Raw genomic sequence first — 10,918 nt, forward strand, 5'->3', positions numbered from 1 at the left:
TTTAAGAGAGAGTTTGTCAATTACATGTTAGGGTTGTCCATGATTACTGTCATCTCGGGAACCAGTATGTATTCGCCTTTCTTGTTGTTCCATTTGTAGTATGTGGTAGTCATCGTCTTGCCTTGGTATGCATAGCGGATGCACATGTCCTTGCCCCATGTATTCTTGGTGCTGTTCCATTTCAGGGCTTCGCTTTCCGTCATGCGGTTCTGGTCGTCGTACTTATAATTGTACTTCATATAGTTGGCAAGCGTGTTTCCGTCCATCTTGTATACGGTCTCTGCCACCTTCATGCCATTTACTTCTTCCGAATTGTAAATGAGGTTGCTCTTATTGTCGGCTGAGGCATTTAATCCGCAAACTAAGAGAAGTGCTGAAACAATCACTGTTTTTAAAGATACTTTTGCTTTCATGGTTTTATGTCTTTTTTAGTTTAACTTTCTATTTTCTATCAATATGTCATTGATTTTGCTGCAAAGGTACGTATTAAATTGACATAAATATAAATATCGGATTAAATTTTATCAATATGTCAGTAGTGAGGGCTTCGGTATGCTTTCTTTTTGGTAAGATTGGTGAATAAAAAATATCCGGCAGTGAGGTTGCCGGATATTCTGATGAGCAAACTGTATTTCGAAAGGATTGCTTCTGTTGCTTTCTGATTGTAAGTTAAATAAAGTTATTGGGTGGTTTAGTGTGCCTGCAACCAGTTGTTTCCCCACCCACAATCGGCTTTCAGAGGTACGTGCATGCGATATGCCTGCTCCATCTCTTCGATTACGATTTTCTGTACAAGTTCCTTTTCAGCCTCTGGAACACTGAAATTTAGTTCGTCATGGACCTGTAAAATCATCTTTGCTTTCAGATTGTAAGCTTGGAAGCGCTGATAGATGTGTGCCATCGCTACTTTTATGATGTCGGCGGCACTTCCCTGGATGGGGGCGTTGATGGCATTCCGTTCGGCATAGCCCCGTACCACCCCGTTTCTTGAGTTGATGTCCGGCAGGAAGCGCTTGCGGTGGAAGATGGTTTCCACGTAGCCCTGCTCGCGTGCCACCTGGATGCTTTTGTCCATATACTCCTTCACTTGTGGGTAGGTTTCAAAGTAGCCGTCTATCAGCTCTTTGGCTTCCTGGCGAGAAACGCCCATGCGTTCGGCAAGCCCGAAGACGGAGATGCCGTAGATGATGCCGAAGTTTGCCGTTTTTGCCTTGCGGCGCATGTCGGCGGTTACGTCGTTTATATCTATCTTATATATCTTGGCAGCGGTGGCGGCGTGGATGTCGTGTCCGCTGAGGAAGGCGTCTATCATGTTCTTATCTTCGCTGAGGTGTGCCATGATGCGCAGCTCTATCTGCGAGTAGTCGGCAGAGAAGAACTCGCAGCCGGTGTCGGGGATGAACGCCTTGCGGATTTCCTTTCCGTCTTCGTCGCGGATGGGGATGTTCTGCAGGTTGGGATTGCTGGAGCTGAGGCGTCCGGTAGCGGTTACCGCCTGGTTGAAGGAGGTGTGTATGCGGCCCGTACGTGGGTTGATGAGCTGGGGCAGGGCATCTATATAGGTGCTCAGCAGTTTCTTCAGTCCGCGGTATTCCAGTATCTTCCCGATGATGTCGTGCTTGCTGCGGTAGCTTTGCAGCACCTCTTCGGAGGTGACGTATTGTCCGGTCTTGGTCTTTTTCGCTTTCTCCACGATTTTCAGCTTGTCGAACAGCACTTCGCCTACCTGCTTGGCGGAGCTGATATTGAATGTCTCGCCAGCCATCTCGTAGATTTCCTTCTCAATCTCCTGCAGACGGACGGTGAAGTGTTGGGACGATTGCTTCAAGGCTTCCGTGTCGAGCAGCACTCCGTTGCTCTCTATATTAACAAGTACGGGGACGAGCGGCATCTCTATTTCGTAGAACAGATGTTCGGCACCTTGCTCCTTCAGTTCCTTTTCCAGCACGTTTTTCAGTTTGAGGGTGACGTCCGCATCCTCGCAGGCATAACGGTAGACATCTTCGGGTGGAAGGTCGCGCATGTTCTTTTGGTTTTTGCCTCGCGCTCCAATTAGCTCATCGATGTGGATGGTCTGGTAGTGCAGGTAGATTTCCGCCAGATAGTCCATGTTGTGTCGCAGTTCGGGTTGAAGCACGTAGTGGGCAAGCATGGTGTCGAAAAGTTTGCCTTTCACCTGGACGCCGTAATTTTGGAGGATAATCATATCGTACTTGATATTTTGTCCCACCTTCATGGATTTCTCGTTTTCGAAGAGGGGACGGAACTCGTTTACAATTTTTAAGACTTCCTCTCGTTCGGCGGGAACGGGTACGTAGTATGCACGGTTTTCGGCATCGCTGAAGCTCATTCCTACAAGTTCGGCGTCCATTGGCTCGGTTCCGGTAGTCTCGGTATCTATTGAGAGAATTTCGCTTGTAAGTAACTTTTGAATAATTTCTGCTCTTTTATCTTCTGTATCAATGAGTTGGTAGTCTACATCGAGCATTTCTAACCGCGTCAGGTTTGAATTTTCAGAAACGCCCGTCCCCTCGCCCGCAAAATTTGCAAACAAATCGCCTTGAATCGGGGCGCTGTTTTCGGGAGTGGAGGTTTGCGGCTGGGCAAACAGAGTCCCGGCAAAGAGGTCGGGTACCGGAGAGGTTGGAGTAGGGGAGGACGAATTGCCGCTTCCCTTTTTGAGTACCCGGTCGATGAGTGTGCGGAATTCCAACTCCTCGAAAATCTTGCGGAGTTCCTCTTCGTTCGGTTCTTCGCGGACGAGCGAATCCATGTCGAGCTGAATGGGAACATCTGTTTTGATGGTGGCAAGGAATTTGGAGAAGGTTATCATCTCGCGGTTGGTTTCCACTTTCGTTTTCAGTGCGCCTTTCAGCTGGTCGGTATGTTCCAGCAGGTTTTCGATACTGCCGAATTCGGCAATCAGTTTCTGTGCGGTTTTCTCGCCCACACCCGGACAGCCGGGGATGTTGTCGGAAGCATCGCCCATCAGTCCCAGCATGTCGATGACCTGCTCGGTGGTCTGTATGTTGAACTTGGTTTTTACTTCTTCGGTACCCATCACTTCGAATCCACCAGTGTGCTTGGGGCGGTACATGAAGACGCGGTCCGATACCAGTTGCCCGTAGTCCTTGTCGGGAGTCATCATATAGGTGGTGATGCCCTGCCGTCCGGCTTCGGTGGCGAGCGTGCCTATCACGTCGTCGGCTTCGTAGCCGGATACTTCGAGGATGGGAATGCGGTAGGCGCGGATGATGTCCTTTATAATAGGTACGGAAAGGCGGATGGCCTCGGGTGTCTCCTCGCGCTGTGCCTTGTATTGCTCGTAGGCCTCGTGGCGGAAGGTGGGGCCCGACGGGTCGAAGGCTACTCCTATGTGTGTGGGATTCTCTTTTTTGAGCACTTCTTCCAGGGTGTTTACAAAGCCCAGAATGGCCGAAGTGTTGAATCCTTTTGAATTGATTCTCGGGTTCTTGATGAACGCGTAATAGGCTCGATATATCAGTGCATAGGCATCGAGCAAAAACAGTTTATCGATTGAATTCATACATTTAATCCTTTTTTTCATGGTAAAAGTACAAAAAAATACCGTATTAACCGTTTTATTACTATTTTTGTAGGCAAATAGCGATGCATGGACAACTCATCATTGATAAAATCTCCGATTTCTGAGGAATTGGAGGACTTCAAGAAGCTTTTTGAAAGTACCCTCTCCAGTTCCAACCTTTTGCTGAACAGCGTAATTGCGCATATCCGGCAGAAGAACGGGAAGATGATGCGCCCCATTCTGGTGCTTCTGGCTGCGAAGCTTTTTGGCAAGGTATGTCCTGCAACCCTGCATGCTGCGGTTGCGTTGGAACTTCTTCATAATGCCAGCCTTGTGCACGATGATGTAGTGGACGAAAGTACTGAACGCCGTGGACAACTCTCCGTTAATGCCATTTTCAATAATAAAGTAGCCGTACTGGCAGGCGATTATCTGCTTGCAACAGCGTTGGTGCAAGTGGGCATGACCCGTAACCATGACATTATCGACATCGTCTCCTGCCTGGGGCAGGATTTGGCAGATGGTGAACTTCTGCAGCTTTCCAACGTCAGCAATCTCCATTTCTCCGAGGAAGTCTATTTCGACGTTATCCGCAAGAAGACGGCCGTGCTCTTTGCAGCTTGTACGAAGGCGGGCGCTCTCTCGGTGGGAGCCAGCGATGAAAAGGCGGAATCTGCGCGTCTGTTCGGTGAATATATCGGGCTTTGTTTTCAGATAAAGGATGATATTTTCGATTACTCCGAGAGCAAGGAAATAGGCAAACCTACCGGAAATGATATGGTGGAGGGGAAGTTGACTCTACCTGCGCTTCATGTGCTCAATACCGTGAAGGATAAAACAGCGGAAGAAATTGCCGTAAAGATAAAGAATGGGGAGGCAACGCCTGGCGAAATAGCCCATTTAATCGAATTTACCAAGCAGTATGGTGGCATAGAGTATGCTTCGCAAGTGATGTATGATTATAAGGGAAAGGCCCTTTCTTTGCTGGCTTCTTTGCCCGATACGGAGGTAAAAGCGGCGCTTACCGGGTATCTGGACTATGTGGTGGAACGGGAAAAATAACAGAACTGTTTTCGGTTGATAATATGAAAAAGCCTGATGGAGTGGATTCCATCAGGCTTTATTTATAGGTAAATACAGCTTTCTCTTAGAAGAATTTCATCTCTTCACCCTTGATTTCCGAAAGCAGCAGGTTGGCAAGACGACTGGTTCCCAGACGGAACAGCTCGTTGTTCAGCCATTCTTCGCCGAGCACTTCCTTGACGATGGTGTAATAAATCAGTGCATCGTTCACGCAGTTGATTCCTCCTGCGGGCTTAAAGCCTACCTTGATACCCGTCAGCTCGTGATATTCCTTGATGGCCTGGCACATAACCAAGGCGGCCTCCGGCGTGGCGGCAGGCTGCTGCTTGCCGGTGGAAGTCTTGATGAAATCGGCACCCGAATACATGGAAAGGATGGATGCTTTTTTGATGTTCGAAGCCGTCTTCAAAGCTCCGGTTTCGAGGATTACCTTCATGTGGTGCTCTTTGCAGGTTGCTTTGAGTTCTTGTATCTCCTCGCACATGCCTTCATAGTCTCCAGCCAGGAACTTGCCCACCGAAATAACGATGTCTATTTCATCGGCGCCTTCCATCAGTGCCATGGCAGTTTCTGCCACTTTCACTTCAATGAAAGTCTGGGAGGAGGGGAAACCTGCTGATACACAAGCTATTTTTACATCCTCCACTTCCAGCGTGTCTTTTACGACTTCTGCAAAATTGGGGTATACACAGATGGCTGCCACATTCTTCAGGTCGGGGAACTCTTCGTCGAATTTATTCACTTTCTGGGTGAATTTCATGACGCTTTCATCGCTGTCTTCACTCTTCAGGGTGGTAAGGTCGATGCAGTTGAACAGGAATTTCTTTACCTCCGGTGTATTGTTTGCCGGTACCTTCTCTGCAATGATTCTGGCAGCTTGTGCAGCTATTTCTGCATCATCCAGTTGGGTGTTGTACTTAGCCAGGGCGGCGTCATACTTACTCTGGGTAGGCTCATTCTTCTCCATGGTCTTTCAATTTAGGATTATTGATATGTCTTGTCTGGTCACGTCTGGTTTTCTTCTCGAAGTTGCGGCAGAAGGCGTCTGTCAGGTTCACTCCGGTCTGGTTCGCAAGGCAGAGAAGTACCCAAAGAACATCTGCCATCTCATCGTCGAGATTGTCTTTTTCTCCTTTCTTGAAGGATTGGTCGCCATACTTGCGTGCCATGACGCGGGCGAGTTCGCCCACTTCTTCGGTCAGTATCGCCATATTGGTGAGTTCGCTGAAATAGCGCACTCCGTATTCCTTTATCCAGGAATCCACTTGTTTCTGTGCTTCTTCTAACGTCATTATTCCTTGTTTTTTGTATCTATACAGATGGTCACGGGACCATCGTTCATCAGTTCTACTTTCATATCGGCACCAAATTCGCCGGTACCTATTTCTTTACCTAATGCTAAACTCAGTTCCCGGCAGAATTGTTCGTACAGTGGGACGGATATTTCCGGCCGTGCTGCCCGTATGTAGGAGGGACGGTTGCCTTTCTTGGTGGAGGCGTGGAGGGTGAACTGGCTGATAACCAGTATCTCTCCGTCTGCTTCAAGAATGGATTTGTTCATTACGCCGTTTTCGTCATCGAAAATGCGCAGGTTGACTATCTTCTTGCAAAGCCAGTCAATATCTTCTTTTCCATCGGATTCTTCGATGCCTACGAGTATCATGAGGCCCTTTCCAATGGAGGCTTTGCAGGTTCCGTTGATGGTGACGGAAGCGTGTCCGGCACGTTGTATCACTACTCTCATGTTGTTTTTGTCTTTTTGAGGGGACAAAGTTACGAATTAATTCGTTGTGTGCATGGCTTTGCAGGCTGATTTATCAGTCATTATTTCTCTGAGAAATAGGTCTGGATGATTTTGGCTTTCGCTTCTCCCACCACGGCGGCAAGCTCCTCGGCAGATGCTTCGCGGATACGCTTCACGCTTTTGAACTCCTTGAGCAACGCGCTTTTCGTCTTTTCACCGATACCTTTTATCTCGTCCAGTGCGGAGGCAATCTGCCGTTTGCTGCGCTTGTCGCGGTGGAAGGTAATGGCGAAGCGGTGCACTTCATCTTGAATCTGCGTCAGCAGTCGGAAGAGGGGGGTGTTCTGTTTCAATCCGATGGTCTGGGGAGGGTAGCCATACAATAGCTCGGAAGTGCGATGTTTGCCATCTTTGGCAAGTCCGGCGATGGGGATGTTCAGGCCAAGCTCGTCTATCACCTCTTTTACGGCGCTCATTTGCCCTTTTCCACCGTCGGTGATAAGAAGGTCGGGCAGGGGTGCTTTCTCTTCTATAGCGCGCTGATAGCGCCGTTTTACGACCTCTTTCATGGAGGCATAGTCATCCGGTCCCTCTACGGTCTTGATATTGTACTTGCGGTAATCCTTCTTGGAAGGTTTCCCCTTGACGAAGACCACGCACCCGGCCACGGGGTCGGAACCCTGGATGTTGGAGTTGTCGAAACATTCTATCTGCATGGGCAGGCGGTCCAGGTGCAGCTCTTGCTGTATCTCTTTCAGCAGGCGCACGGTCCGTTGCTCCGGATTCAGCTTTTCGGCTTGCTTCAGGCGGTCGGCTTTGTACTGCTTCACATTGAGGATGGAGAGTTCCAGCAGTTTCTTTTTGTCTCCCCGTTGCGGGATGGTAAAGACGACATCTTTCAGCTCCATATCCAGTTCAAAAGGCACGATGATTTCACGAGAAAGGCTCTTGTATCTTTCCCGCATTTCGATGATGCCGAGAGAGAGCAGTTCTTCTTTGCTCTCATTCAATCGTTTCTTGTATTCAAAGGTGAAAGCCTGGTTGATGGCACCGTTCGTAATGTGCAGGTAGTTGACGAAAGCGGACTTTTCATCGCTGTCTTCTTCGATGGAGAACACGTCGATATTGTGCAGCACGTTGCTTACCACTTCCGATTTCGCCCGGTAGTTTTCCAGCAGCAGGTATTTCTTCTTTATCTTCTGTGCTTCTTCAAACTTCATTTCGGCTGCCAGTTCCTGCATTTGCTGGAAAAGCATCCGTTCTATCTCCTGGGTATTCCCTTTGAGTATTTCCTTGATTTCAGCGATGTTTTTCAGATACTCTTCCTGGCTTTGCTTCCCGATGCAAGGTCCTGCACAGTTCTTGATGTGGTATTCCAGGCAAACATTGAACTTTCCGGCACGTATGTTTTCCGGAGAGAGGTTCAGGTGGCATGTACGCAAAGGGTACAGATGCTTGATGAGGTCGAGTAATGCGTACATGGAAGGTATATGGCTGTAAGGGCCATAATAGGAGGAACCGTTACGGATTATCTTCCGGGTTCTGAATACACGTGGAAAGTATTCGTTCTGCACGCAGATGCTGGGATACGTCTTGTCGTCTTTCAACAGTACGTTGTAGCGAGGCTTGTATTTCTTGATAAGATTGTTTTCCAGCAATAGCGCGTCTTCTTCCGTATTCACCACGATATATCGGATATCTGCAATCTTGCTGACCAGCACCCTCGTCTTTCCCGGTTCGTGCTCCCGGTTGAAGTAGGAAGACACTCTTCGCTTCAGATTCTTTGCCTTTCCTACATATATAATAGTCCCTTCGGTATTCAGATATTGGTAAATACCGGGACTTTCGGGAAGGTTGGATACAATCCCTTTGAGGTAGTCGTTAGTTCTGAGTTCTTCCATAATACTGACGTTTCACCACAGATTACACAGATTAGCGCAGATTTCTCTTCGATAAAACTGTGTTTTGTGGTGGATAAATAATCTGTGTTAATCTGTGTAATCTGTGGTGAAATATGAAATGGCTAAAGCGACAGCACAGCCTCCACTTCCACATCATCTCCAAACACATCCTTGCCATGAAGCTCTTTCAGCTCGATGATGAAGTTTACATACACTTTCTTGGGGTTCATCTGTTTCACCAGTTTGCAGGCGGCTTCCATTGTTCCACCGGTTGCCAGCAAGTCGTCGTGTAGCAATACTACATCGTCTTCATTGATGGCATCTTTGTGCATCTGCACGGTGTCTTTGCCATATTCTTTATCATAGCTTTCTTCAATGGTTTCTGCAGGAAGCTTTCCCGGCTTGCGGATAGGTACGAAGCCTGCCCTTAGTCTGGTGGCGAGAATGGGGCCCATAATGAATCCTCTTGATTCTATACCCACTACTTTGGTGATGCCTTTGTCCTTATACATCTCGTATAGTGTGTCCGAGAGTTCCTGCAAGGCGCCAGGTTCCTTGAACAAGGTAGTTACATCGTAGAATAGAATTCCCGGAATGGGGAAGTCGGGTATTTCTCGGATGCTTTTGGTAAGAGTTTCTTTGCTCATAATCAGTTTATTTAATACGTTTATTGAATTCTTTGTTTCACGTGGAACTTTGCGCCCTATCGTCCGCAAAGTACCAGTAGCACGTTGATGTCGCTTGGAGATACTCCCGGAATCCGACTCGCTTGGGCTATTGTTTCCGGATCTATCTTCATCAGCTTCTGTCTGGCTTCGGTGGAAAGGGATTGAATGGAATTATAGTCAAACTTGCCTTTTATCTTGATGCTTTCCAATCTTGCCAATTTATCCGCAATAATCCGTTCGCGTCCGATGTATCCCTCGTACTTGATGAGTATTTCTGCAGCTTCTACAATTTCTTCCTTTCTATCGGATGTTTTATCCAGTTCTCGTTTAAAGGCACTGACGTGTTCGGCAATGTTCTCAATCGTTATCTGCGGACGGTTTATCAAATCTATCAATTTGCATCCCTGGCGCAGTGGAGTTGTGCCGAGCTGCTCCAATACCGGATTGATTAATGCCGGTTTCATCGAGTAATTCCGCGCGAAGTCTATAATCCGGTTCACGGCTTCACGTTTTTCTGTCAGCAGCTTGTACCGCTCTTCCTTGGCGAGTCCCAGCTTCCAGGCTTTTTCCGTGAGTCGCATGTCCGCATCATCCATACGGAGCAGGATGCGATATTCGGCACGGGAAGTAAACATACGGTAAGGCTCGTCCACACCTTTTGTTACCAAGTCATCGATTAAAACGCCGATATATGCTTCATCCCTTGCAAGGGTGAACGGTTCTCCGCCGTGGCAATTGATGTGGGCGTTGATACCTGCCATGATTCCTTGTCCAGCTGCTTCCTCGTAACCGGTTGTTCCGTTTACTTGTCCGGCAAAGAACAGATTCTTTATATTCTTCGTTTCCAGCGTATGTTTCAGTTGGGTGGGGTCAAAGAAGTCGTATTCGATGGCATAGCCCGGGCGGTAGATGACGAGGTCTCTGAACGCCGGTATCTTTTTCAATGCTGCAATCTGGATGTTCATGGGCAATGAAGAAGAGAATCCATTCAAGTAGAGCTCTTGGGTTGTTTCCCCTTCGGGCTCCAGGAAAAGCTGGTGCTGCGGTTTGTCGGGGAAAGTCACAATCTTGGTTTCTATACTGGGGCAATAACGTGGGCCGATACTTTGGATTTGTCCGTTGAAAAGGGGAGAATCCGGCAGACCTTCCTGCAGGATGCGGTGTGCTTCTTCGTTGGTGAAGCAGGTCCAGCAAGGGAGCTGTTTCAAATGGCGTACATGAGTGTCCATGAACGAGAACTTGTGGAAGTCACATTCTCCGTCTTGGATTTCCATATCCTCATAATGCACGCTGCGTCCATCTATGCGTACGGGGGTTCCCGTCTTCATGCGTCCAAAGGTGATGCCATGCTTTGCGATGGATTCGGTTAATTGGTAGGATGCAGGTTCTGCCATACGTCCGCCTGGAAGCATGGTACGTCCCACGTGCATCAGTCCATTGAGGAAAGTTCCTGCGGTGAGTACTACACATTTGGCATGGAACGTTACTCCCCATAATGTGACTACTCCCGTAATCTCACCGTTTTCAACGAGGATTTCCTGCACGGTATCCTGCCAGATATGCAGGTTGGGGATATTTTCCAGTATCTCTCTCCATGCCCAGATGAATTTGTTGCGGTCGCACTGCGCGCGCGGACTCCACATAGCGGGACCTTTGGAACGGTTCAGTATACGGAACTGTATGGCTGTCTGGTCTGTCACCAATCCCATATATCCTCCCAAGGCGTCTATTTCGCGTACTATCTGTCCTTTGGCGATGCCTCCCACTGCCGGGTTACAACTCATCTGTCCGATTTTGTTCATATCCATTGTGATAAGACAAGTCTTCGAACCCAGGTTTGCAGCAGCGGCAGCGGCTTCGCATCCTGCGTGTCCGGCGCCGATTACAATAACGTCATACTTAAACTCCATTCGTTCAGTGTATTTTAAAACTGTGCAAAGTTACGAAAAAAGTTGTATGCCGGGACGTGTCATAT

9 protein-coding genes are annotated in these 10,918 nt (G+C 48.2%); 1 reads left to right on the forward strand and 8 read right to left on the reverse strand.

What is annotated here, in order from left to right; translation table 11 throughout:
* Positions 1 to 20 precede the first annotated feature (20 nt).
* Together DWZ03_RS08280 and polA are read right to left on the reverse strand one after the other, a co-directional pair.
* A complete protein-coding gene (locus DWZ03_RS08280) occupies positions 21 to 413 on the reverse strand; it encodes a DUF3836 domain-containing protein (RefSeq protein WP_005826180.1) in 393 nt (130 codons plus the stop codon).
* A gap of 278 nt (positions 414 to 691) precedes the next feature.
* The gene (polA, locus tag DWZ03_RS08285; protein ID WP_120129579.1) at positions 692 to 3,547 is read right to left on the reverse strand and encodes a DNA polymerase I; all 2,856 of its coding nucleotides are present in this window, start codon (positions 3,545 to 3,547) and stop codon (positions 692 to 694) included.
* A gap of 87 nt (positions 3,548 to 3,634) precedes the next feature.
* On the opposite strand from polA, the gene DWZ03_RS08290 reads away from it, so the two are divergent.
* The gene (locus tag DWZ03_RS08290) at positions 3,635 to 4,609 is read left to right on the forward strand and encodes a polyprenyl synthetase family protein (protein WP_057256600.1); all 975 of its coding nucleotides are present in this window, start codon (positions 3,635 to 3,637) and stop codon (positions 4,607 to 4,609) included.
* A gap of 85 nt (positions 4,610 to 4,694) precedes the next feature.
* Here DWZ03_RS08290 and deoC read toward each other — a convergent pair whose 3' ends face one another.
* The 6 genes from deoC to mnmG all read right to left on the reverse strand — a co-directional run bounded on the left by deoC (position 4,695) and on the right by mnmG (position 10,853).
* A complete protein-coding gene (gene deoC, locus DWZ03_RS08295; RefSeq protein ID WP_009037467.1) occupies positions 4,695 to 5,597 on the reverse strand; it encodes a deoxyribose-phosphate aldolase in 903 nt (300 codons plus the stop codon).
* Positions 5,584 to 5,922: a nucleotide pyrophosphohydrolase gene (locus DWZ03_RS08300; RefSeq protein ID WP_005826173.1), complete on the reverse strand. Its 339-nt coding sequence runs from the start codon at positions 5,920 to 5,922 to the stop codon at positions 5,584 to 5,586. Before DWZ03_RS08300 ends, deoC begins: the two co-directional genes overlap by 14 nt.
* The gene (gene dtd, locus DWZ03_RS08305; RefSeq protein ID WP_005826171.1) at positions 5,922 to 6,374 is read right to left on the reverse strand and encodes a D-aminoacyl-tRNA deacylase; all 453 of its coding nucleotides are present in this window, start codon (positions 6,372 to 6,374) and stop codon (positions 5,922 to 5,924) included. The genes DWZ03_RS08300 and dtd overlap by 1 nt, the downstream gene beginning before the upstream one ends.
* An 80-nt stretch (positions 6,375 to 6,454) precedes the next feature.
* Entirely contained in the window at positions 6,455 to 8,275 is a 1,821-nt protein-coding gene (gene uvrC, locus DWZ03_RS08310; protein WP_008662172.1) for an excinuclease ABC subunit UvrC, read from the reverse strand.
* Positions 8,276 to 8,397: 122 nt separating this feature from the next.
* On the reverse strand, positions 8,398 to 8,922 hold the full coding sequence (locus DWZ03_RS08315; protein ID WP_044468052.1) for an adenine phosphoribosyltransferase: 525 nt from the start codon (positions 8,920 to 8,922) through the stop codon (positions 8,398 to 8,400).
* A 56-nt stretch (positions 8,923 to 8,978) separates the two neighbouring features.
* On the reverse strand, positions 8,979 to 10,853 hold the full coding sequence (mnmG, locus tag DWZ03_RS08320; protein ID WP_120129581.1) for a tRNA uridine-5-carboxymethylaminomethyl(34) synthesis enzyme MnmG: 1,875 nt from the start codon (positions 10,851 to 10,853) through the stop codon (positions 8,979 to 8,981).
* Positions 10,854 to 10,918 lie beyond the last annotated feature (65 nt).

Source organism: Bacteroides sp. AF29-11, from assembly GCF_003602895.1.
Classification (GTDB): Bacteria; Bacteroidota; Bacteroidia; order Bacteroidales; family Bacteroidaceae; genus Bacteroides; species Bacteroides uniformis.

Bases quoted from the DNA above. Each gene is read 5' to 3' on its own strand.
- DWZ03_RS08280 (WP_005826180.1), bottom strand. From the start codon at position 413: ATGAAAGCAAAAGTATCTTTAAAAACAGTGATTGTTTCAGCACTTCTC.
- polA (WP_120129579.1), bottom strand. From the start codon at position 3,547: ATGAATTCAATCGATAAACTGTTTTTGCTCGATGCCTATGCACTGATA.
- DWZ03_RS08290 (WP_057256600.1), top strand. From the start codon at position 3,635: ATGGACAACTCATCATTGATAAAATCTCCGATTTCTGAGGAATTGGAG.
- deoC (WP_009037467.1), bottom strand. From the start codon at position 5,597: ATGGAGAAGAATGAGCCTACCCAGAGTAAGTATGACGCCGCCCTGGCT.
- DWZ03_RS08300 (WP_005826173.1), bottom strand. From the start codon at position 5,922: ATGACGTTAGAAGAAGCACAGAAACAAGTGGATTCCTGGATAAAGGAA.
- dtd (WP_005826171.1), bottom strand. From the start codon at position 6,374: ATGAGAGTAGTGATACAACGTGCCGGACACGCTTCCGTCACCATCAAC.
- uvrC (WP_008662172.1), bottom strand. From the start codon at position 8,275: ATGGAAGAACTCAGAACTAACGACTACCTCAAAGGGATTGTATCCAAC.
- DWZ03_RS08315 (WP_044468052.1), bottom strand. From the start codon at position 8,922: ATGAGCAAAGAAACTCTTACCAAAAGCATCCGAGAAATACCCGACTTC.
- mnmG (WP_120129581.1), bottom strand. From the start codon at position 10,853: ATGGAGTTTAAGTATGACGTTATTGTAATCGGCGCCGGACACGCAGGA.